The sequence below is a fragment of the Leifsonia psychrotolerans genome (assembly GCF_013410665.1).
GTDB classification, from domain to species: domain Bacteria; phylum Actinomycetota; class Actinomycetes; order Actinomycetales; family Microbacteriaceae; genus Cryobacterium; species Cryobacterium psychrotolerans_A.
In genome coordinates, this window is sequence record NZ_JACCFM010000001.1 from 2,063,741 (window position 1) to 2,085,940 (window position 22,200).

Annotated in this window: 17 protein-coding genes; 8 read left to right on the forward strand and 9 right to left on the reverse strand. The window is 64.9% G+C overall.

The annotated features are described in order from the left end of the window. Nucleotides 1-3 precede the first annotated feature (3 nt). The 4 genes from metX to HNR05_RS09665 are packed head-to-tail and all read left to right on the forward strand — an operon-like array spanning nt 4 to nt 4,432. Nucleotides 4-1,224 carry a homoserine O-acetyltransferase MetX gene (gene metX / locus HNR05_RS09650; protein ID WP_179578815.1) on the forward strand — a complete coding sequence of 407 codons (1,221 nt, stop codon included), beginning with the start codon at nt 4-6 and terminating at the stop codon, nt 1,222-1,224. A 38-nt stretch (nt 1,225-1,262) separates the two neighbouring features. After that, nucleotides 1,263-2,435 carry a sensor histidine kinase gene (locus tag HNR05_RS09655; protein WP_179578816.1) on the forward strand — a complete coding sequence of 391 codons (1,173 nt, stop codon included), beginning with the start codon at nt 1,263-1,265 and terminating at the stop codon, nt 2,433-2,435. Further along, nucleotides 2,432-3,733 (forward strand): hypothetical protein, encoded by a 1,302-nt coding sequence (locus HNR05_RS09660; protein WP_179578817.1) that lies wholly within the window; start codon nt 2,432-2,434, stop codon nt 3,731-3,733. The genes HNR05_RS09655 and HNR05_RS09660 overlap by 4 nt, the downstream gene beginning before the upstream one ends. Nucleotides 3,734-3,781: 48 nt before the next feature. Continuing rightward, a complete protein-coding gene (locus tag HNR05_RS09665) occupies nt 3,782-4,432 on the forward strand; it encodes a response regulator transcription factor (protein ID WP_179578818.1) in 651 nt (216 codons plus the stop codon). Between the two features lie 34 nt (nt 4,433-4,466). Here HNR05_RS09665 and HNR05_RS09670 read toward each other — a convergent pair whose 3' ends face one another. After that, nucleotides 4,467-5,741 carry an MFS transporter gene (locus HNR05_RS09670; protein ID WP_179578819.1) on the reverse strand — a complete coding sequence of 425 codons (1,275 nt, stop codon included), beginning with the start codon at nt 5,739-5,741 and terminating at the stop codon, nt 4,467-4,469. Between the two features lie 82 nt (nt 5,742-5,823). Here HNR05_RS09670 and HNR05_RS09675 point away from each other — a divergent pair, with 82 nt between their 5' ends. Next, nucleotides 5,824-6,153 (forward strand): hypothetical protein, encoded by a 330-nt coding sequence (locus HNR05_RS09675; protein ID WP_179578820.1) that lies wholly within the window; start codon nt 5,824-5,826, stop codon nt 6,151-6,153. 34 nt (nt 6,154-6,187) lie between these two features. Here the strand turns inward: HNR05_RS09675 and HNR05_RS09680 are convergent, their stop codons facing one another. The 5 genes from HNR05_RS09680 to HNR05_RS09700 form a co-directional block, all read right to left on the reverse strand. Continuing rightward, on the reverse strand, nt 6,188-6,331 hold the full coding sequence (locus HNR05_RS09680; protein WP_343062542.1) for a hypothetical protein: 144 nt from the start codon (nt 6,329-6,331) through the stop codon (nt 6,188-6,190). Between the two features lie 39 nt (nt 6,332-6,370). After that, a complete protein-coding gene (locus tag HNR05_RS09685; protein ID WP_179578821.1) occupies nt 6,371-8,059 on the reverse strand; it encodes an HNH endonuclease signature motif containing protein in 1,689 nt (562 codons plus the stop codon). 756 nt (nt 8,060-8,815) lie between these two features. Next, on the reverse strand, nt 8,816-9,124 hold the full coding sequence (locus HNR05_RS09690) for a thiamine-binding protein (RefSeq protein WP_179578822.1): 309 nt from the start codon (nt 9,122-9,124) through the stop codon (nt 8,816-8,818). 3 nt (nt 9,125-9,127) lie between these two features. Beyond that, nucleotides 9,128-10,438 carry a glycosyltransferase 87 family protein gene (locus HNR05_RS09695; protein ID WP_343062543.1) on the reverse strand — a complete coding sequence of 437 codons (1,311 nt, stop codon included), beginning with the start codon at nt 10,436-10,438 and terminating at the stop codon, nt 9,128-9,130. A gap of 29 nt (nt 10,439-10,467) precedes the next feature. Continuing rightward, complete coding sequence (locus HNR05_RS09700) at nt 10,468-11,325, reverse strand: NAD(P)H-hydrate dehydratase (RefSeq protein WP_218868860.1); 858 nt, start codon at nt 11,323-11,325, stop codon at nt 10,468-10,470. Between the two features lie 41 nt (nt 11,326-11,366). On the opposite strand from HNR05_RS09700, the gene HNR05_RS09705 reads away from it, so the two are divergent. After that, the gene (locus HNR05_RS09705; RefSeq protein ID WP_179578823.1) at nt 11,367-12,458 is read left to right on the forward strand and encodes an NADH:flavin oxidoreductase/NADH oxidase; all 1,092 of its coding nucleotides are present in this window, start codon (nt 11,367-11,369) and stop codon (nt 12,456-12,458) included. Nucleotides 12,459-12,475: 17 nt separating this feature from the next. Here HNR05_RS09705 and HNR05_RS09710 read toward each other — a convergent pair whose 3' ends face one another. The 3 genes from HNR05_RS09710 to guaB1 form a co-directional block, all read right to left on the reverse strand. Beyond that, the gene (locus HNR05_RS09710; RefSeq protein ID WP_179578824.1) at nt 12,476-13,537 is read right to left on the reverse strand and encodes a hemolysin family protein; all 1,062 of its coding nucleotides are present in this window, start codon (nt 13,535-13,537) and stop codon (nt 12,476-12,478) included. Beyond that, nucleotides 13,534-14,862, reverse strand: coding sequence for a hemolysin family protein (locus HNR05_RS09715; RefSeq protein WP_179578825.1), 1,329 nt, complete (start codon nt 14,860-14,862; stop codon nt 13,534-13,536). Before HNR05_RS09715 ends, HNR05_RS09710 begins: the two co-directional genes overlap by 4 nt. Before the next feature lie 185 nt (nt 14,863-15,047). Further along, nucleotides 15,048-16,487: a GMP reductase gene (gene guaB1, locus HNR05_RS09720; RefSeq protein ID WP_179578826.1), complete on the reverse strand. Its 1,440-nt coding sequence runs from the start codon at nt 16,485-16,487 to the stop codon at nt 15,048-15,050. A 133-nt stretch (nt 16,488-16,620) separates the two neighbouring features. Here guaB1 and HNR05_RS09725 point away from each other — a divergent pair, with 133 nt between their 5' ends. Continuing rightward, nucleotides 16,621-20,328: a multifunctional oxoglutarate decarboxylase/oxoglutarate dehydrogenase thiamine pyrophosphate-binding subunit/dihydrolipoyllysine-residue succinyltransferase subunit gene (locus HNR05_RS09725; RefSeq protein WP_179578827.1), complete on the forward strand. Its 3,708-nt coding sequence runs from the start codon at nt 16,621-16,623 to the stop codon at nt 20,326-20,328. Nucleotides 20,329-20,475: 147 nt separating this feature from the next. Then, nucleotides 20,476-22,200 (forward strand): cation:proton antiporter domain-containing protein, encoded by a 1,725-nt coding sequence (locus tag HNR05_RS09730; protein WP_179578828.1) that lies wholly within the window; start codon nt 20,476-20,478, stop codon nt 22,198-22,200.

Below are 22,200 nucleotides of genomic sequence, written 5' to 3' on the forward strand. Positions count from 1 at the left end.
CGTATGGAATGGCAATCGTCAGCAGACACGGTCCCGTCGAGCTTCATCACCGAAGCGCAGACGCGCTCGCTCTTTGGCAAGCCCCCGGCCACCGGCGCCTGGCGTGACGGTGACCCACTCGGCAACCGTCAGTTCCAGAACATCGGTCCGCTCCATTTCGAGGCCGGCGGTCATCTCGGCTTCGCGCGCATCGCGTACGAGACCTGGGGCGAGCTCTCCCCGAGCGGCGACAACGCCGTGCTTGTCCTCCATGCCCTCACCGGCGACAGTCACCTGATCGGCCCATCCGGACCCGGTCATGCAACCGCCGGCTGGTGGGGCGACATCGTCGGTCCGGGACTGGCCATCGACACCGACCGCTGGTTCGTCGTCGCTCCCAATATGCTCGGCGGCTGTCAAGGCAGCACGGGGCCGGCCTCGCTTGCGCCGGACGCGCTCGAGTGGGGCATCCGTTTTCCCTACCTCACCATTCGCGACCAGGTTGCGGCCCAAATCGCTTTTGCTGATCGGATCGGCGTCGCACGCTGGGCGGCGGTCGTCGGTGGCTCAATGGGCGGGATGCACGCCCTCGAATGGGCGATCACTGCTCCCGATCGCGTCGAACGCCTCGCAGTCCTCGCCGCGCCGCCCGTGACGACGGCCGATCAGATCGGCCTGAACTCGGTTCAGATCGAGGCGATTCGCACCGACCCGCTGTTTCGTTCCGGTGAGTATTACGACGCGGCCGACGGCGACGGTCCCACGAGAGGCTTGGCGTTAGCCCGCCGAATGGCCCTGCTGAACTATCGCAGCCCGTCTGAGCTGAACCAACGCTTTGAACGCGGTTGGCAAAGCGGGATCAGCCCGCTCGGCTCGGGCGGACGCTTCGCCGTTGAGTCGTATCTCGATTTTCACGGCAACAAGTTCACTCGGCGCTTCGACGCCAACAGCTACATCACGCTCGTCGAGGCGATGAACTCGCACGACGTGGGGCGTGACCGGGGCGGAATCGCCTCCGCGCTGGCCCGGGTCACGGCGCGTACTCTCGTGCTCGGCATCGACAGCGACAGACTCTTCCCGCTCACCGGTCAACAAGAAATCGCGGCGCTCCTGCCGAATAACATCGACGGCCAGACTGCCGTGGTGCTCAGCTCTGCCTACGGCCACGATGGCTTCCTGATCGAATCAGAGTTTGTGGGTGCCCAGTTGCGTCGGCTCCTGCCGGGCTCGGGCGATTCCCGATAGTGTGCTGATATCCCCAGTCGAAGGACGCAGCAGGCCCCATGAAGCAACGCATGTTCAAAGAACGCGATCGTCTGCTTCGGAAATCCTCGAGGATGCTCGGCCTGTCGTGCATGATTCCGGTCGTGCTGTGCCTGTTGATTCCTCACGGAGTCAGCGCGCTCGGCCAAACGATCGCGCTCCCATTCGCGGTGATGCTGACCGTCAGCGTGTATTTCCTTGGTCGGAGCACGTCACTGGTCTGGGTCTACTCCATCGTTTTCTGGGGAAACGCGATCGTGCTCGCGATCGGTTACACGAGTCGTGCAGTCCCCGGTATGAATCTGGTGGAGGAGTGCATCATCGGTGTCATCGCCTCCACCGTGATGGGGAGCGTCGGCATCGTTCTCACTCAAAGCCGCGGACGCGTAGTTCTGCTTCTGAGTTCTGTCACGATCACCATCGTCACCGTCGCACACGTTGCAACAGTGTCAGGCGGGTCGGTGCTGCCGCTGGCCTTGACCGTGTGCGGCTGGCTCGCAACGACGCTCGGGGGGTGGTGGATGGGGCACAGCGTGACTCGGGTCATGCAGCGCATCGCCTCGATCGGGCGCGCCCACACCATTGAGCGGCAAGCGAGTGAGTTGGAGGCGCGGCGTCGCCGCGACGCCCGACTGTTGCACGACACGGTGCTCGCGACCCTCACGTTGTTGGCGCACTCGGGCACCGGAGTCAACCCTGCCGCGCTCCGAGAACAAGCGGGCGACGATGCTCAGCTCCTCCGCCAGCTGAGGCTGGGCGGGCGGCCGGCCCCCCATCGTTCCGGTGTCTACACGCTGGAACCAGCAACAGAATCGACGCTGGGCACCACTCTGGAGTCGGTCAAGCAACGGTTCGGTCGGCTGGGTCTCGAGGTGGACTGGCACGGCAGCGGCCAGGTTCTGCTGCCCAGCACCGTGCTCGATTCGTTCCTACTCGCTTTGGCCGAGTGCCTCGAAAACGTGCGACGGCACTCCGGTGTCACGCGCGCCGACGTTACGATCACCGACGACGACACAACGGTACGCGCCATGGTGACGGATGCCGGGGTCGGGTTTGATCTCGCGGCCGTCGACACGGCTCGACTCGGTTTCGCTGAGTCGGTGGTTGCTCGACTGCGCGATGTGGGAGGAAACGCCCGGCTTTTCTCCTCCCCCAACTCGGGAACGACCGTTGTGCTGGAAGTACCCAAATGACACGTCCCCCTGCCGAAGCCGACCGTGTGGTCAGCGACATGAGTCATCCGGTCGCCGAGCCCGGCACGCGAGCGCAATCCGGCCTCGACGGGCCTTCGGCCGCTCCTCCACCAGAATCCTTCCGCCGCCCCGCCCGCACCGAACGGGCGGTGCGACTTGACCAGACCGTGTTGGGTGGCCGACACCTCGGAATCGGCATTGCGCTCAGCGATGGTTTCATCACCCTATTCCTCCTCTGGCGCTTCGCAATTCAATGGCCGGAGTACACCAACCCGATCTGGAGCAGTGCGGCGTGGGTGCTGGTCGGCCTAGTGATCGCACTTTTCATTGCGAGCCAACGGGCGCTCTCCCCGCGGGTCCCCCGCGCTTTCCTCACCGCCTTCTACGTCACAGCGGCAGTGGTTGTGGCGTTCGACCTCTACGGCAGCCATGGCCTGCGGGATGCGGGGGTGTTCCCAACCGCTGCAGCATCAATCGGTGCCATTCTGGGCGGACTCGTGACGTTCGAACGACGGCGCACCATCATCATCGCTACGGCAATACTCGCCGTCGTCATGACGACGGTCGCAGTCTTCGAGCCGCGTGTCCTTGCGCAAACGATCGCACCGGAAATCTTGGTGATCAGTCTGGCCGTTCTCGCGCCGGTTGTGGCCCTGGGGATTGAACGCACATTTCGACGAATCGTGCAGCTTGAACTCGATTTGGTGCTCGTGCAGAGCACGGTGACACAGCCGCAGTACGCCGTCGGCATGCTTGCGTCCGAGCGGCTCGCCGCACTGGATCTGGCTGCCGAGACACTGCTCGACGATGTTGCGCAGGGGCGAGCGGCGCTCCCTCTCCCCGCTCGAGAATCGACCACAGCAGCGAGCCTCGCCACGGCACTTCGAATGCACTTGATCGAAGGCAGAACCGAAACGTGGCTTCACCACGCCATTACCGAATCCGAGTTCTTGGGGCCGTCGGTCACGGTCCACGATCCGTCGGGCTTGGCCGGCTTGCTCGCCCCGGCACAACGGGATGCGCTCCTGCTCACAATCTGGCTTTTGATCAGCGATGCCGATCATCCCGCAACAGCGGTTTCGCTCGCTTTTGGGCCGATTTTGCCCTCAACCCGCAACATTCGTCAACGATTCGTGCGTTTTCCTATCGATTTGACGACGAAAGGTGTGCCACGTCGAAGGGTCGACCCTGAGACATGGCATGCTATCCGTGTAGTGGGAACACATCTCGACACCGTCCAGGACGGCAGTCTGCGCGTGGAGATCGAATGCAGTGTCGATAACCCAGCTGATGTGTGAGGCCACCAGCGCCATCGTCTGGCGAAGAAAGCAGCAGGGGAGATCGCAATGACCACAGTTCGTCCAATCCGTCTGGCAATCGTCGATGATCACCGGATGCTCTTGGGTGCGCTTACCGAGTGGATCCGCAGCGCCGCCGATGACATCAGCATGGTTGCTGCCGTCACGACCTGGCCCGAGTTGCTGACGCACCCCGAGTTTCCTGTCGACGTCGTACTGCTCGACCTCGACCTTAAAGACAACATCCCCATTTCACTCAAGATTTCTACGCTCAAGACCACTGGCGTCAAGACCGTGCTCATGAGTACATACTCCGAGCCGGCATTGGTTCGGGAAGCGTTGGGCGCGGGAGCGCTCGGCTATCTCGTGAAGAGCGAGGAAGCCACGATGATCGTCGAGGCGATTCGTTCGGCCCACGTGGGCGAGTCTTTCATCTCGGCTGAGCTCGACCACGCCATCACCGGCATGGACGGTGGCTCGCCGCGCTTGAGCGCTCAGGAGCGCCGCGTCATGGCACTCTACGGTGCCGGCGAGCCGGTGAAAGCTGTCGCGAACCAGCTCGGCATTTCCGAAGAGACCGCGAAGTCGTATCTGAAGCGCATCCGCGAGAAGTACCGTCTGGCCGGCCACGATGTGGGTACCAAGGTTGCGCTGCGTAAGCGGGCCATTCGTGACGGCATCCTGCTGCAGAACGATTAGTGTCGTGTGCGCGGCCCCGCGGCCGTGCGCCGGCTTACTGTCCGAAAGTTGAGATCGACTGCGTTCCGTAGGGCAGATGAATGCCCTGTGAGCGTCGAGACCGGTCGATGGCGAAGCTCGCCGTGGCGAGAATCACCCCGAGCACGCTCAGCCCGACGCCGATCCAGACCGGTGCCAGGTAGCCGAAACCAGCCGAGATGGCCACGCCACCCAGGTAGGCGCCGAGCGCGTTACCGATATTGAGTGCGGAATGGTTGGTCGCAGCGGCGATCGATTGACTTCCTTGCGCGACATCCATCAACCGGCTCTGAATCGCCGGCGACAGGGCAGCAGCAGCTGCGCCAATCAGGAAGACGCCGATCAGCAGCCCGACGAGGAACTGTGCCGAGAGCGCCAGTCCGATCAAGGCGACAATCATCACGCCGAAGAAGCCGTAGATGGTGCGACGCACACTCTTGTCGGCCAACGCGCCGCCCACGAGGTTGCCGACAGTCATGCCGACCCCGATGACCACCAGAACCAGTGGCACGGTCGCGGCGGGAAGTTTCGTGATCTCGGTCACGAGAGGCGCCACGTAGGTGTATACGGCGAAGAGCCCACCAAAGCCGATGGCTCCGACGCTCAGGGCAAACCAGACCTGCAACCGACCAAATGCCTTCAGTTCTTCGCGCATTGTCGCCTGGGGATCGCCGGCCTGGAACGGAACCAGCAGAATCACGGCCAGGAACGTCGCGGCGAAGATCACCGCAACCGCGAAGTAGGCAATTCGCCAGCCGTACACCTGGCCGAGCCAGGTGATCGCCGGCACTCCGATCACGTTCGAAATCGTCAGGCCGGAGAGCACGAATGCAACGCCTCGGGCGCGTTTGCCCGGCCCCATCAGGTCGGCAGCGACGAGAGAGGCAATCCCGAAATAGGCACCATGCGGGAGCGCCGCCACGAAACGGGCCACCAGCACCAACCCAAAGCTGGGCAGCAGCGCCGATGCAATGGTTCCGAGGGTAAAGGCGGTGAGCAGCACCAGCAGCAGTGCCTTTCGGGGCCAGCGGGCAGCGGATGCGGCGATCGTGGGCGCTCCGACGACAACGCCGAGCGCATAAGCCGAAATCAGCCAGCCGGCCTGCGCGTTGGCCTGGTCAGGATCGACCGCATTCAGCGATGGAAGCAGATCGGCGGCCAGATTCGGCAGCAACCCCATCGCAACAAATTCGGTTGCGCCGATGCCGAACCCGCCGAGGGCGAGCGCCAACAGGGCAAGACGAATGCGGGCCGGCGACAACAACGTCGGCCCGTCAGTAGAGGGGTGCATCGTTCCAGAATAGGGGCTGACGGAATCGATCACGCACGCTGCACGCCTCGCCGCCGCCCCGTTCACCCTGTACCGTTCAGACATGCAACCGAATCCACTGATTCCCGCCGGCTATGACGTCCTGTGGTCTGCGATTGTCGTGGTCGGTTGTCTGGTCGTACTGGGCATCATTGCCACGTGCGCACTCATCGTGCGCAACGCGCTCCGTCTGAAGAGTGCCGGGTTGGACCCGACGACGAGCGAGTCAGACCTCGCGGTGAAGGCGATGAACCTGAAGGCGATGAACAGTGAAACGCTGTCTCCCACACGCAGCCTGACCGAGCGCCTCACGGCGCTCGACGAGTTACATGCCGCCGGAACCATCAGCGCGGACGAGCGCGCAGCGGCGCGAGCGCAGGTGCTCAGCTCCTAAGTTTCTGGACGCATCCCGGGTGGCGCACCGGAAATCAGGATGATTCGTCAATCGCCTTCTCGAGACGTTCGACGTTTCCGGTGAGCTCCCCTGTCTGACCGGGGCGAATGTCGGCCTTCGCGACCGAGGACACCCGCGACCCGAACGCACCGACCGCATCCGTGGGCGACTCGGTCACGGCGTTTACCTTGTCTCCCGGCGGGCCAGTCCCGGCGTCTCAGTCGCGGCGGTGGGTGTCGGTGCGGTGGGTGTCGGTGCGGTGGCGGTTGGCGTCACGCCAGGTACGGCTCGGGTCGATCCAGGCCGGGGCCTTCACTTGGGGTCGGCCGTTGACCATGAGGATCTCCCAGCCGGACGTTTCGATGGTGTGATGATGCCGCCAACACAACGCCACACCATTGTCGACCTCAGTGACGCCGCCTTTGCTCCAGGGGATCACGTGATGAAACTCGAGCCACTGTGCGGGGGCATCACAGCCGGGAACGCCGCAGCCGCCATCGCGGGCGAGGATCGCCCGGCGTTGGGCACGGTTGAACAGTCGTTGCGGATCGGTCAGCGTCAGAACCTCACCATTCGGACCGAACAGAACCGTTTGGGTCCCTCCGGCACACATCATCTGATCCACCGTGCGAAGCGAGATCGGGGCGTCGACACCATCTATCCAGCCGACACCACGACCGGCTTCAATATCGTTCACGTTCACATGCACCACCACCGTCGGCGGTGCACCACCAATGCTGGGCGTGCTGTCGGCCTGGGCCAGCTGGGTGAACATGCCGCGCAGAATATCGGCCCGCTTCTCACCGGCCGTGCGGGTGTCGACGTCATCGAACTCATGCCCGGCCAACCCGGGAAGAGGAGCCTCGGCTGAGGCTGGACCCTGGCCGTGGTCGTCATGGTCGTGGTCGTGGTCGTGGTCGTCGTGGTCGTGGTCGTCGGGACCGTCGTGAGAATCCTGCTCGGAGCGGTCGTCGTGGGCATCCTGCTCGGCACGGTCGTCGTGCTCGGCGCGGTCGTCGCGGGCCTGGTCGCGGGCTTGGTCGCGGGCTTGTTCGGCGGCGGTGGGGAACGCGGGGGTTTTGCGGGCGGCGATGAATGCGTCGAAGGTGAGGTTCATGATTCCGTACAGATCAGGAGTCACCCCGCCTCGCACCGGGTAGATGCCGTCTTTGAAGCGGCCGAAACTGATCGTGCTCGTCGCCTCAACCTCAGTCTCATTCGGCGCCACCCCGTCGGGGTCCAGCGCCGCCTGCCACTGCAACATCTGCACCCGCAGTGAGTCCGCCGAGAACGCAAAGCCCGCGCCCGGCTCACCCTCATTCTCGGCCGTGATCGTGCCCGTCGCCGCAGACACCAGAGCGCGTTCCGCAGCCGCAAGATCATCGGGGGCGACGCGCGGGGAGATCTCGGCCAGACCGGACATGATCACCTCCGCCGCATCCACCCCCAGTGAGCCGTCGGCCACCGCGGCACCCACGGTGGGGAACAGTGCGGGGATGATCGTTTCGACGTGCTGGGTGTCCTGCATCCGCAGGCCGAGGGCGCTGCGGCGTTTCGCTTCCCGGCCGGAAATGCGGGTGACCCGGGTGATCAGGTCGATGCCAGTGGTGCAGCCCCGCTTCGCGGCGAGGGAGTCCCGGCCCAGCCATCGGCCGGAGCGTTCCTCGACCGTCGCCGCCACAGCCACCCGGCCGGCATCAACCAGCCGGCCCACACCTTCGAACGCACCGAGCACCCCGAGTAGGTCATCGTCGGTGAACGCCTCGGGGCTGACGGTTCCGAGCACTGCCAGAGAAGAGCGGGCCTGTTCGACCGCCGCCAGCACCATGGCCGCGGTCGGTGCCGACGTACCCGAGGCGGGTGTCGGCTCCGGGGCGGAGACTGGGGGTGGGGAGGTGATTGACATAGCTCCATTCTCCCAAAGAACGAACACGATTACGAGCTTTTCTCAGTATCGGTGCATAACTTCTAGAAGCTGTGTCTGTGGAGGGATCGAGGGGTTGAGCCGGTCGAGACCCTGCCCGCGGGTCTCGAGGGTGGCTCACGGGATCTCGACAGGCTCGATCAACGGCGTGGGAACGGGGTGGGCGCCATCACAGTCCCGTGGGTCGAGCGTGTCGAGACCACGGTCCACGGTCGCGGGACTGGCTCGCGGGATCTCGACAGGCTCGATCAACGGGGGGGGGTCGATCAGCGGGCGGGCTCGATCAGCGGGAGGGGGATGTGGGGTCGGTCAGTGACCCGTGGGTCGAGCGTGTCGAGACCGCGGTCCCCGGTCGCGGGACCGGCTCGCGGGATCTCGACAGGCTCGATCAGCGGGAGGGCTCGATCAGCGGAGGGGTCGAGCAGCGGGGTGGGTGCGGGGTGGGTGCGGGGTGGGTGCGGGGTGGGTGCGGGGTGGGTGCGGGGTGGGTGCGGGGTGGGTGCGGGGTGGGTGCGGGGTGGGTGCGGGGTGGGTGCGGGGTGGGTGCGGGGTGGGTGCGGGGTGGGTGCGGGGTGGGTGCGGGGTGGGTGCGGGGTGGGTGCGGGGTGGGTGCGGGGTGGGTGCGGGGTGGGTGCGGGGTGGGTGCGGGGTGGGTGCGGGGTGGGTGCGGTCAACGGTGTGGGACCGACTACGAAGATGCCGGTCAGGCTGAGGCGCCTGTGAGGACGGCCCGGCCGGTCACACTGATTCGTCGATCGCTTTCTCGAGACGTTCGACCTTACCGGTGAGCTCCCCCGTGTGACCGGGGCGAATGTCGGCCTTCAGGACCAACGACACCCGCGGCCCGAACGCACCGACGGCATCCGTGGCCGCCTTGATCACGGCGAATACCTCGTCCCAGTCGCCCTCGATGGTGGTGAACATCGAGTCGGTGTGGTTCGGCAGCCCCGAGTCGCGCACGATTTTCACGGCTGCAGCGACAGCATCGTGCACGGAGGCGTCGGGGTTGTCGGCTCCGGAGGGTGCGACAGAAAAGGCGACAAGCATGGGCTACTCCTTGGTGAGTGGTGACTGTTGTGACAGATGTGACAGGTCTGACGAGTCTGGGCGTGGGGCCTGGGGGTTTGCTGGGGCATCGCTCCGGGCAGAGACGATCGACCAGATCGCCCAGCCGAGAAGCACGAATTCGAGCAGATTTCGTAGCGTGAGCACGAGCACAACCAGGGGGTTGGCGACGAGCAGCAAGTCATAGAGGAAGGGATAGATCAGCTGGGTCAGACCGGCCAACACCAGGGCCAGGATGGCGGGAGTACGCCACCGCACTCCGTGCAGCGCAAGACCGACAATCACCGGAGCGGCCAGCCAGGTGATGAATTGGGGTGAGCCCACCTTGTTGACGGTGATGAGCGTCAACACCAGGGCCAGCACGAGCGACGGAAAAAGAACCTCGGCGGCGACGCCACGACGCACAGCCAGTCCGCCCACGAGCAGAACCAGCCCGACACCGATGATGAGCAACGGCGTCAGGACATTGCCCACCACCGCGCTGCCCGGGCCAACCACCTGAAACGTCAAGATGTCGGTGTCGTAGTAGACGAAACTTCCGGGCAGATGCAACGCGGCCTGCCACATCCAAATCCCGGCGATCGGCGACTCAATCTGAATACCGCGACTGGTTTGCGCACCGATGAAGCTGAACACGGTGAGACCGCTGCCGAACGCGAGAGCGATGGTCACAACGAAAGCGCTCACCCCGGCAGCGACGGCGACGACACGCCAGCGCATCCGTGACACCACAAAGAGTGCCGCAAGCGCTGCGACCGGCCAGATCTTCACCCAGGTTGCGAGAGTGAGTAGCACGGTTCCCCAGAGCGGACGAGTGCGCAGCCCCAGTAGAGCCACAATCACCAGGGGAACGGTGATCGCGTCGATGCGGGCCAACGCGATCGGTCCGAGCAGCAGGAGGAACGCCAGCCACCACCAGGCGGCCCGAGCCGGCCGTGGGGTCGATCGGCGTCGAAGCAGAAAGAGGAACGCCACTGCGTTCACAAGCGTGACCAGGCCGAGCCAGGCGAGGGAATACAGAGCTGGCCCGAACACCAGCGCCGCCTGGATCGGAACGAGCGCGAGCAGTGGGTACACGAAATCTGTGGTGATGCCGGGCACGGCAACGCCCGCCGCCACGTGTTCTGCCCACGGCAGGTAGACGCCTTCCACGTCGCCGAGCGGCCAGCCCGGCGCGGTGAGGCAGAGTGTGATCAGCACGGCGTGCACGAAAACAAAGCCGCTCCACAGCGTCACGCTGCGCATCATCCAGCGAACGGATGCCGTCGGCCGCGGTGACGATTCAGAAAGCTGCACGCTTCACTGTGGCACAGACGCGTGCGCGCTCACAGTTCGGGATTCCCGGTCGCTAGATCCCGCACCACCTGCGATACCGTACCGGCCAGGTCGAGCGCCGTGAACGGACCGCCCGCAGACACCCGGTGGGCGGCGAGCCCATGAATGAGGGATGCGGTGGCGGCCAGCGATGCGAGGGCCCCGGCATCCGCTCTGATCCGATCGCTGTGCGTGGCGACCAGCGCGCCAAGCACGCCGCCGAGCACGTCCCCCGTGCCGGCCGTCGCCAACCAGGGGGTTGCCCGCGCCACGGTCAGGCGAACACCGAGCGGCGAGGCCACGTGGGTGACCGACCCCTTGAGCAGCACTGTCACGGCGAGCGATTCGGCGGCACGAACGGCCCACTCCCCCGGCGCTTCTGCGATCTGCTCGGCGGACACCGTGATCCCCACCCGGCCGAGCACACCGGCCAACTCACGCGCATGAGGCGTGATGACGACCGGCCCGGTGGCAGCGCCGATCAGGTCGAGTGCCCCGGCGTCGATCACGGTGGGGAGTCCCTCCGCCAGCGCCGAGGCGAGGGAAGCGCTCGTCGGTGCATCGCGAGCGGCAGCGTCCATGCCGGATCCCAGAAGCCAGGCCTGCACCCGGCCGATCGCAGTGACAGTTTCTGGGCGGCGCGCGAGCACAAAATCGGCGGCACGCTGCGGCCCGAGATACCGCACCATCCCAACCCCGCTGTGCAGCGCGGCCTCGACGCCCAGCACCGCGGCGCCCGGGTAGTCGGCCGAACCGGTCAGCAGCCCGAGCACGCCCCGCGAGTACTTGTCGTCGTGGGCGCCGGGAACGGCAATCCAGTCACGCGCCTGGGCGGGCGCCCAATCACCCCATTCCGCGGGAATCATCATGCACTCACGATAGGTTGTTTCGTCGAGGAAAGGTCGTCTTCATGTCTTCCGTTTCAGCGCTCTTCACACCATTCACCGTGCGCGGTGTCACGCTGCGCAATCGGCTCTGGGTTGCACCGATGTGTCAGTACTCGATCGACCAGCACGACGGAATCCCCCGGGACTGGCATCTGGTTCATCTTGGCGCGCTGGCCCGCGGTGGCGCGGGGCTCGTCATCGCCGAAGCCACGGCGGTCAGTCCGGAGGGGCGCATTTCAGCCGAGGACACCGGCATGTGGACTGACGAACAGGCCAGGGCCTGGCAGCGCATCGTGACCTTTATCCACAGCCAGGGCACGTCGGCCGGCTTGCAGCTCGCGCACGCTGGCCGCAAAGCCTCGGTCTGGCCGGCCTGGGGAACCGAGCAGGCCGGCACCCGGCCGATCGGCGATGGCGGCTGGCCGACCGTGTCGGCGTCGGCCGTGCCTTTTCCCGGCTATGACTCCCCCGTCGCCCTCACGGTCGACGAGATCGCTGCGGTCGTCGACGATTTTGCGTCGGCGGCCCGACGCGCCGTTGACGCGGGCTTCGACGTGCTCGAGATCCACGCGGCGCACGGCTATTTGCTGCACCAGTTCCTGTCGCCGCTCAGCAACCTGCGCACCGATCGGTATGGCGGCTCCCTGGCGAACCGCGCGCGCTTTCTCCTCGAGGTGATTGACGGCATCCGTGCGGTGGTCGCCGACACCGTGCCGCTGTTCGTGCGCTTCTCGGCGACCGACTACGCTCCCGACGGCTGGAATGAGGAGCAGACGGTGACGGTGGCCGGGTGGGCCGCGGAACACGGTGCCGACTTCTTCGACATCTCCTCTGGCGGCAATGTGACGGGTGTGACGATTCCGCTCGGCCCCGGCTACCAGGTTCCGCTGGCCGAGTTCGTGAAGACGCGGGCGGATGTCGCGGTGTCGGCGGTCGGCCTCATCACGACTCCGGCACAGGCGGAAGAGATCGTCGCGTCCGGCCAGGCGGACGCCGTGCTACTCGGCCGCCAGCTGCTGCGCGACCCGCACTTTCCGTTACGGGCCGCCCACGAGCTGGGAGTCAGTCTGGACTACTGGCCGCCACAGTACCTGCGCGCCCAGTGGCGGGACTGACTCCCCAAAGTTTCCGCCTAGTCGCGTCGGGTCGCGTCCTGCACTTCGCCGACCAACTCCTCGATGATGTCCTCAAGGAACAACACTCCGGTGGTCTCCCCCTCCGTCGTGAAGGCACGCGCCAGGTGGGCACCCGAACGGCGCATTGTCGCGAGAGCGTCTTCCAGGTCGGTGTTTTCAAAGATCGACGCGAGCTGACGAATCCGTTTGCCGGGGATCGGAGCCGAGTACGCGGTGGTCCCCGCACCTGACGCCGAATCGATGTCGAGATCGAGCACATCCTTCAAATGGATGTACCCGGTCGGCTCTCCGGCGCTATTGACGACCACGTAGCGCGAGAATCCATGCTTCGACACCGCCTTCTCCACATCCGCGGGGGTCGCAGACTCCGGCAGGCTGATCAGGTCGCCCTGTCGCACGGCGACGTCTTTCACCTTGCGAGTCGTGAACTCGAACGCGGCACTCAGGGCGCCGGAACCGTCGCTCAGCACCCCTTCGCGCGTTGATTGGGTGACGATGTTCGCCACTTCGTCGAGCGTAAACGTGCTTGTCGCCTCATTCTTCGGCTCGACACCGAACAGACGCAACACGGAGTTCGCCGTCGCGTTCAGCGCCTTGATCACCGGGGAGAACACTCGTGAAATGAAGACCAGAGGTGTGGCGAGAATCAGCACCGCGCGGTCGGGCAGCGAGAACGACAAGTTCTTCGGCACCATTTCACCGAACACCACGTGCAGGTAGGTGACCAGCAGCAGGGTGATGATGAAGGCAACGGCTCCGATGGCCTCTGCCGACAGCCCCGTCAATCCGAGCGGAATCTCAAGCAGATGATGGATCGCAGGCTCTGAGACGTTCAGGATGAGCAGCGAGCACACGGTAATACCCAACTGCGCCGTCGCCAGCATCGAAGTGGCGTGCTCCATGGCCCACAGCGCCGTCTTCGCACTGCGTTTGCCGGCTTCGGCCAGCGGTTCAATTTGGGAGCGACGTGCCGAGATGACGGCAAACTCGGCGGCAACGAAAAACGCGTTGCCCGCGAGCAAGACGAAGAGCCACGCGATTCCTGCCCAGTCGCTCATCGCTTCTCCTCACTTTCCGGAGTGGTTTCCGGTTCGGGGGCTGGCGTGAACCGTATCCTGTCGATTCGACGCCCCTCGAGACGCTCGACGCGCAACACGCCCGCCTCGATCTGAACGACGTCACCCACGACGGGGAGCCGGCCCAGTTCGCTCATCACAAAACCGGCCACCGTCTCATACGGGCCGTCTGCGGGCACCACGATCCCCGCACGCTCGAGCACCTCGTCGGGGCGCAAAAGCCCCGGGAAGGTGAGCGAGTCCTGCGAGTGCACGACACCGGCTCGGGTGCGGTCATGCTCATCGGCAACCTCACCGACGAGCTCCTCAACCAGGTCCTCCAGCGTCGCGACACCGGCTGTTCCGCCGTACTCGTCAACGACGACGGCCATCTGATAGCCGCGGCCACGAAGCTCGCTGAGCAGGCCGTCGAGCTTCATGGTCTCCGGAACGCGGATCGCCTCCGATTGCAACGCAGAAACCGGGACATCCGCCCGCCGGTGCCGCGGAACGGCAACGGCCTGCTTGATGTGCACGATGCCCACCACGTCGTCGACGCTCTCGTCGATCACCGGGAACCGCGAATAGCCGGTCTGGCGTGTGAGTTCGATCACGGCGAGCGCCGACGCCGTGCGGCTGATGCTCGCAACCCGTGGGCGCGGCGTCATGACATCGGATGCGTTGTGCCCGGAGAACTGCAGGGTGCGATGCAGCAGTGTGGCGGTGTCTTTCTCCAACATTCCCGCGCTCGCAGAACGGCGCACCAGCGACGAGAGCTCCTCGGCGGTTCGCGCTCCGGAGAGCTCTTCCTTGGGTTCGATTCCGAACGAACGCAGAATTCCGTTCGCGCTGCCGTTCAGCACGAAGATGACGGGACGAAAAACCATCGTGAATACCGTCTGGAACGGAATCACGATTTTGGCGGTCTGACGGGGAAGCGCCAGCGCAAAGTTCTTCGGAACCAGTTCACCAATGATCATCGACAGGAGTGTCGCAATCACGATGGCTACCGTCGTCGCGATCGCTGGGACGAATCCGGCGGGGATCCCCACGGCGGTCAGCGCCGGGGAGAAGAGCGTGCTGAGCGCCGGCTCGATGGTGTACCCGGTAAGCAATGTCGTCAGGGTGATGCCCAATTGGGCACTCGACAGGTGGGTCGAGGTGATCTTCAGCGCGGCGATGGTCATCGCCAGGCGGCTCTCACCCTTCGCTTGGCGCGCTTCCAGCTCGGATCGATCGAGGTTGACCAGCGCGAATTCGCTGGCGACGAAAAGGCCCGTGCCCACGGTCAGGATGAGGCCGATGCCGAGCGATACCCACTCAAACATGATGCTCACCGCCGCAGATCACGGGCGAAGGTTTATGACTGGGGGATTGTGCAGAGGGGGGGTCATCCATTGTGCCGTCAACTATACCGGCAGGCCCCTGTGCCTGCGCTGTCCGCCGCTGCGTTGTTCAGCGTGAGGGTCACATCCAAGCCCAGGGCCACCCGTCACGCACCGTGACAGTCGCATCACCACGAAACCGGCAGCGCCTTGCCCTCTTCATAGCCTGCGGCCGATTGAATGCCGACCAGGGCGCGCTCCTGAAATTCTGGCAACGTTGTGGCACCCGCATAGCTGAACGAACTGCGCACTCCCGACGTAATCATGTCCAGCAGATCCTCCACCGAGGGCCGCAGCGGGTCGAGGTAGATCTTCGAGCTTGAGATTCCCTCGGCGAACAGGGTCTTGCGGGCCAATTCGTAGGCGTCCAGTCGCTCGAAGCGATCGCGCACGGCCTTGGTCGATGCCATCCCCCAGCTCTCCTTGTAGAGCGAGCCGGCGGCATCCGTTTTGAGGATGCCCGGTGCCTCAATCGTGCCGGCGAACCACGAGCCGATCATGACCGAGGAGGCCCCCGCGGCCAGGGCGAGTGCAACATCGCGAGGGTAACGCACTCCCCCGTCGGCCCAGACGTGAGCACCGGCCGCACGGGCCGCCGCGGCGGTTTCGAGCACCGCCGAGAATTGGGGGCGCCCAACAGCCGTCATCATGCGGGTCGTGCACATGGCGCCAGGCCCGACTCCCACCTTGAGGATGGTGGCGCCCGCGTCGACGAGATCGGCCACAGCGCCGGCCGTGACGACGTTGCCCGCAACGAGCGGGAGGTTGAGCCCGAGGTCGGCCACGATGCGGATCGCCCGAAGCATGCCCTCCTGGTGGCCGTGGGCGGTGTCGATGACCAGCACATCGACCCCTGCACCGGCGAGCGCCTTCGCTTTGGCGGCGACATCACCGCTGATGCCGATGGCAGCGGCGACCGTGAGGCACCCCCGCGCGTCGACGGCGGGTTCGTACAGCGTGGATCGCAGAGCGCTCGTGCGGCTCAGCGTTCCGATGACCGCGCCGTGGTGCAGCACCGGCACGAAATCGAGGTCGGCTGCGACCATCAGATCGAATGCTTTCCGCCCATCGTCGACATCGTCGGCATCGAGCGCGGCCAGGTTGTCGTGCAGAAGGTCGACGAGCCTGCCCTCCGGCGGTGCCGTCGCCAATCGCGATGCCACAACGCAGCCCAGGTAGTCACCCCTCGAATCTCGAACGATCAGTCCCTGACCGTTCGACGGCGGCACCTGGTTGAGTGCCATCTGCACTGTGTCGTCAGCACCGAAGCTGAACGGGGTATCGAACCGCACGGACTGTGCCTTCACCCAGCGAATGGCAGCGTCTAAGTCTTGTAAGGGCATATCCTGCGGCAACACGCCGAGGCCACCGCGTCGGGCCAACGTTGCGGCAAGGCGCGGACCGGTCACCGAGTTCATGTTCGCCGACACGAGAGGGAGGGTCGCGCCGGTGCCGTCACCGGGGGCGAGGGAGACATCCAGACGGCTCGACACGGCCGATCGGCTCGGAACGAGAAACACGTCAGAGTAAGTCAGATCATGACTCGGAACCGTTTCGTAGAACCTCATACGAGTAAAGCTAGCCCTCGCGCTCGGTGACCGCAGTGGCTCACAAGTGGATTAGGCTTGACAGGCATACTGTGCCGGCGAATTTTTGCCGCCAAGAACTTCCTGAATCAACGGAGAAAGTAGGCGATCGGCTGTGTCAAGCCAGTTGACCGGTGGGTCCGACGAGACAACGTCGGGCGAATTCGGAGCGAATGAATGGCTCGTTGACGAGCTCTACGAGCGGTACCTCATCGACAAGAAATCAGTTGATGAATCGTGGTGGCCCGTGCTTGAGAGCTACCACCAGACCGCGAATAGCCCGGCTGGGGCAGCATCCGCCCTGCCCGATGCTCCGGCTGCCGCCGTGGCGGCCGCACCGCTCACCGCTCCGATCCCGGTGATCGGAAGCCAGCCGGCCGCGCGCACGACCTCGGTCGCACCGAAGCCGGAGCCGGTTCCGGCCGATGCGCCGATCACGAGTCCGCTGACCGCTGTCGCCCCCGCTGCGGACGCCCCCGTCGCTGTCGACGTCGTCACCCCGCTACGCGGCGCATCAAAGTCTCTCGCCGCGAACATGGCTGTCAGCCTCACGGTTCCCACGGCCACGAGCGTGCGCACCATTCCGGCCAAGCTCCTCATCGACAACCGCATCGTCATCAACAACCACATGAAGCGTGCGCGCGGTGGCAAGGTGTCGTTCACGCACTTCATCGGCTGGGCGCTCGTGCGCGCTCTCAAGATGTTCCCGAGCCAAAACGTGTACTACGACGAGGTTGACGGCAAGCCCTCGGTCATCGCCCCCGCTCACGTCGGCATGGGTCTCGCGATCGACATCCCCAAGCCAGACGGCAGCCGCGCTCTCATGGTGCCTGCGATCAAGCGCGCAGACACCATGACGTTCAGCGAGTACCTCGCGGCGTACGAAGACTTGGTCGCACGGGCACGTGGCAACAAGCTGACCGCCGCCGACTTCGCCGGCGCGACCGTGTCATTGACCAACCCGGGCGGCATCGGCACGGTTCACTCCGTGCCGCGGCTGATGAAGGGCCAGGGCTGCATCATCGGCGCGGGCGCCCTCGATTACCCGGCCGAGTTCCAGGGCGCAAGCCAAAAGACGCTCACGAACCTGGCAATCTCGAAGACCATCACCCTGACCAGCACCTATGACCACCGCGTCATCCAGGGTGCAGGCTCGGGAGAGTTCTTGAAGATCGTGCACGAGCTTCTGATCGGCAAGCACAACTTCTACGAAGACATCTTCTCGGCCCTGCGCATCCCGTACGACCCCATCCACTGGGCCCCCGACATCAGCGTCGATCTGGCCAGCGCCGTCGACAAGACCGCTCGCGTGCAAGAACTGATCAACGCCTATCGCGTGCGCGGTCACCTGATGGCCGACATCGACCCTCTCGAATACGTGCAGCGCTCACACCCCGACCTCGACATCTCGAGCCACGGGCTGACCTTCTGGGATCTCGATCGCGAGTTCGTCACGGGCGGCTTTGGTGAACGTCGACGGATGCCGCTGCGCGACATCCTCGGTGTGCTGCGTGATAGCTACTGCCGCACGACCGGCATCGAGTACATGCACATTCAGGATCCGGCCCAGCGCAAGTGGGTGCAGGAGAAAATCGAGAAGGCGTACGAAAAGCCCACGCACGATGAGCAGATGCGCATTCTCGGCAAGCTCAACGAAGCCGAGGCATTCGAGACCTTCCTGCAGACCAAATACGTCGGACAGAAACGCTTCAGCCTTGAGGGCGGCGAGTCCACGATCGCCCTGCTCGACGCGATTCTGCGCGGTGCGGCCGAGCAGAACCTCGACGAGGCCGCCATCGGTATGGCGCACCGTGGACGTCTGAATGTTCTGACGAACATCGCGGGAAAGACCTACGGTCACATCTTCCAGGAGTTCGAGGGCACGCAAGATCCGCGTACCGTTCAGGGCTCGGGCGACGTGAAGTACCACCTCGGCACCGAGGGTGTCTTCCGGGGTGAAAACGGCCAGGAGATCCCGGTCTACCTGGCCGCGAACCCCTCGCATCTGGAGGCCGTCGACGGCGTTCTCGAAGGAATCGTGCGCGCCAAGCAGGACCGCAAGCCCATCGGCACCTTCTCGACGTTGCCCATCCTGATTCATGGCGACGCCGCGATGGCCGGCCAAGGCATCGTCGTTGAAATCATGCAGATGTCCCAGTTGCGGGCGTACCGCACGGGCGGCACGATCCATGTCGTGGTCAACAACCAGGTCGGCTTCACGACGTCAGCAGGTGAAGGCCGCAGCTCGACCTATTCCACAGATGTCGCCAAGACCATTCAGGCGCCCATCTTCCACGTCAACGGCGATGACCCCGAGGCGGTCGTGCGTGTGGCCGAACTCGCCTTCGCCTACCGCCAGGAGTTCAAGCGTGACGTGGTCATCGACCTCGTGTGCTACCGCCGACGTGGCCACAACGAGGGCGACGACCCCTCGATGACGCAGCCGCTCATGTACAACCTGATCGAAGCCAAGCGCTCGGTGCGCAAGCTGTACACCGAAGCACTCATCGGCCGTGGCGATATCACCGAAGCAGAGTACGAAGCCGCTCACCGCGACTTTCAGGACCGCCTCGAGCGTGCCTTCATGGAGACGCACGCCGCACAGTCCGCGCCGATCTCGGTTGTTGACGTCAACAGCCAGTCTGCCGACGCTGCAGCCGGTGAACCCGAGACGACGGGCGTTCCGGCCGCCGTCATCGCGTCGATCGGTGACGCGTTCAACAACAAGCCGGCCGGTTTCACCGTGCACGGCAAGTTGCAGCAGCTGCTGGCCAAGCGACTCGACATGAGCCGCAACGGCAAAATCGACTGGGCGTTCGGCGAACTTCTCGCCCTCGGCTCGCTTCTGCTTGAAGGCACCCCCGTGCGTTTCGCCGGTCAGGACGCCCGCCGAGGCACCTTCGTGCAGCGTCACGCCGTGCTCCATGACCGGGTCAACGGCCAAGAGTGGTTGCCGCTCGCCAATCTGAGTGAGAACCAGGCGCGTTTCTGGATCTACGACACTCTGCTGAGCGAATACGCCGCCCTCGGCTATGAGTACGGCTATTCGGTCGAACGAGCCGATGCGCTTGTGCTCTGGGAGGCTCAGTTCGGTGATTTCGCCAACGGCGCCCAGACCGTCATCGACGAGTTCATTTCCTCGGCAGAGCAGAAGTGGGGCCAGCGTTCCTCGGTAGTCATGCTGTTGCCGCACGGCTACGAGGGTCAGGGCCCCGACCACTCGTCGGCTCGGATCGAGCGCTTCCTGCAGCTCTGCGCCGAGAACAACATGACAGTGGCTCGCCCGTCGACGCCGGCGTCGTACTTCCACCTGCTGCGCCGCCAGGCGTACATGCGGCCCCGCCGTCCGCTCGTGGTCTTCACCCCGAAGGCCATGCTGCGGCTGCGCGGTGCCACCAGCGAGATTGCCGATTTCACCAGCGGCAAGTTCGAGCCGGTGATCGACGATGTTCGTATCGACGACAAGGCCGCCGTCAAACGGGTGCTGTTTATGGCCGGCAAGCTTTACTACGATCTGCTGAACGAGCTGGAGAAGAACCCGAACCCCGAGATCGCCCTCGTGCGCCTCGAACAGTTCTACCCACTTCCCGTCGCCCCAATGAAGGCCGTCGCAGATCAGTACCCGAACGCCGAATTGGCCTGGGTTCAGGACGAACCAGAGAACCAGGGCGCCTGGCCGTTCTTCTACTTCGAGACGAACAAGATGGGTCCGCGCGACGTGCGTGTCTTCTCGCGCGAAGCGTCGGCCTCGCCGGCCGCGGGTTCATCGAAGCGTCACGCCGCAGAGCAGTCAGAACTCATCAAGAAGGCCTTGACCCTCTAACCGGTCACTGTTTTCAGCTCAGAAGGAGATCGCGCCCCCGCGCGGTCTCCTTTCTGCTTCCCGACTTACTCTTCCAGCGGCGCGGCGCCGCCGAAGATCCCGTTTCGCAGGCCGCCGCGCAGGAATCACCCGACGTACAGTGAATAGGTGCATTACCCCCTCCTGGCGCTCATCGGGCTTCTGATCGTCGTCGGCGTCGCGACCGTCGCGCCGAGACTCGGTGTGGCCGCCCCACTCGTGCTGGTCGTGCTGGGAATCAGCGCGAGCTTTCTCCCCGGCGTTCCGGAAGTGAATGTTCCCCCCGAGGCCATCCTTGCCTTCGTGCTGCCGCCCATCCTGTACTCGGCAGCCGTCAATGTGCCACTCGTCGATCTCCGCCGAAATCTTAAGGCGATCACGAGCCTGTCGGTGCTGCTCGTCATCGTTTCGGCCGTCGTGAGCGGCTTGGTTCTGCACCTGTTGCTGCCGGGGCTCGATGTGGCGGCAGCGATCGCCTTGGGCGCCGTCATCAGCCCTCCGGATGCCGTCGCGGCGACAGCCATCGGCAAACGTCTGGGTCTCCCACCGCGCCTCGTCACCGTGTTGGAGGGCGAGGGCCTCGTCAACGATGCGTCGGCTCTGGTCCTTTTGCGCTCGGCGATCGCCGCGACGGCCGGGACTGTCTCGCTCTGGCAGATCGCCGGTGATTTCGTCTACGCCGTCGCCGGCGCGATCGTCGTCGGGCTGGCGCTCGGCTGGGCAACGGTGTTGGTCCGATCGAGACTGCGCAGCACAGTTCTCAACACCACGATCTCGTTCGCCGTTCCGTTTCTCGCCTATATCCCAGCCGAAGAGATCAATGCCTCCGGCGTGCTCGCCGTGGTCGTGGCCGGCCTGGTCACCGGCCATGCCAGCGCCACCTATTTCAGCGCCCAGGATCGCATTAGCGAGCGGTTGAATTGGCGCACCATCCAGTTCATTCTTGAGAACGGCGTCTTCTTGCTGATGGGCTTCGAGATCAAGACACTGATCGAAGAGGTGCATGACGACAATCTCGGCGTGTGGCATGCGATCGGTCTTGGACTGCTCATCACCGTCCTTCTCATCGTGATCAGAATCGTGTTCGTGGCCCCGCTCATCGCCGTGCTCAAACGCGACCAGCGCAGGGCCGTGTCGCGCGGGCCAGCGCTGGCATCGGCCCTCGACCGCCTGGACGCCCAGCCAATTCCCGATCAGCGCAGCGCCAAACGCACAAGACGGGTGCGACATTTTCTGCACCGCAAGCAAGCGGATGTCGAGTCTCTCGCTGCAGACGGCCTGAGCTGGCGCGGCGGCGCCGTGCTGGCCTGGAGCGGCATGCGCGGGGTGGTCACCCTCGCCGCCGCCCAATCGCTGCCCTTGGGTGTTGCCTATCGCCCTCAGCTGATCCTGATCGCCTTCACCGTTGCCCTCGTCACCCTCCTCGGGCAGGGCAGCACCCTGCCCCTCCTGATCCGAAAACTGCGAATCGTCGGATCGGATGCCGATGCCGACCGCGCCGAGCTCGCCGACCTGATCGGCGACATCAGTCAGATCGGCCGGGAATCCCTCGACGCGCGAAACCTGGTCCAAGATGACGGCACACCGTTCGACCACGCTGTGATCGAACGAGTCAGGTCTGACAGCATCCTCTTGAGTGAGGCCATCGCCGAGCTCACCGATCCCAGCGGGATCGGACCGCACGAACAGCAGCGCGCGCTCCGCCTGCGCATCCTGCAGGCCGAACGGGCTGCCCTGCTCGATGCGCGTTCCACCGGTTCGTATAGTTCCCGGGTGCTGGCCCGCGCGCAAGACATGCTCGACCTCGAGGAGTCGAGGCTACAGCACATGGACGAGGACAACGGCGGCAACTGA

Coding starts and splice junctions, on each gene's coding strand:
- metX (WP_179578815.1), top strand. CDS start 4: ATGGAATGGCAATCGTCAGCAGACACGGTCCCGTCGAGCTTCATCACC.
- HNR05_RS09655 (WP_179578816.1), top strand. CDS start 1,263: ATGAAGCAACGCATGTTCAAAGAACGCGATCGTCTGCTTCGGAAATCC.
- HNR05_RS09660 (WP_179578817.1), top strand. CDS start 2,432: ATGACACGTCCCCCTGCCGAAGCCGACCGTGTGGTCAGCGACATGAGT.
- HNR05_RS09665 (WP_179578818.1), top strand. CDS start 3,782: ATGACCACAGTTCGTCCAATCCGTCTGGCAATCGTCGATGATCACCGG.
- HNR05_RS09670 (WP_179578819.1), bottom strand. CDS start 5,741: ATGCACCCCTCTACTGACGGGCCGACGTTGTTGTCGCCGGCCCGCATT.
- HNR05_RS09675 (WP_179578820.1), top strand. CDS start 5,824: ATGCAACCGAATCCACTGATTCCCGCCGGCTATGACGTCCTGTGGTCT.
- HNR05_RS09685 (WP_179578821.1), bottom strand. CDS start 8,059: ATGTCAATCACCTCCCCACCCCCAGTCTCCGCCCCGGAGCCGACACCC.
- HNR05_RS09690 (WP_179578822.1), bottom strand. CDS start 9,124: ATGCTTGTCGCCTTTTCTGTCGCACCCTCCGGAGCCGACAACCCCGAC.
- HNR05_RS09700 (WP_218868860.1), bottom strand. CDS start 11,325: ATGATGATTCCCGCGGAATGGGGTGATTGGGCGCCCGCCCAGGCGCGT.
- HNR05_RS09705 (WP_179578823.1), top strand. CDS start 11,367: ATGTCTTCCGTTTCAGCGCTCTTCACACCATTCACCGTGCGCGGTGTC.
- HNR05_RS09710 (WP_179578824.1), bottom strand. CDS start 13,537: ATGAGCGACTGGGCAGGAATCGCGTGGCTCTTCGTCTTGCTCGCGGGC.
- HNR05_RS09715 (WP_179578825.1), bottom strand. CDS start 14,862: ATGTTTGAGTGGGTATCGCTCGGCATCGGCCTCATCCTGACCGTGGGC.
- guaB1 (WP_179578826.1), bottom strand. CDS start 16,487: ATGAGGTTCTACGAAACGGTTCCGAGTCATGATCTGACTTACTCTGAC.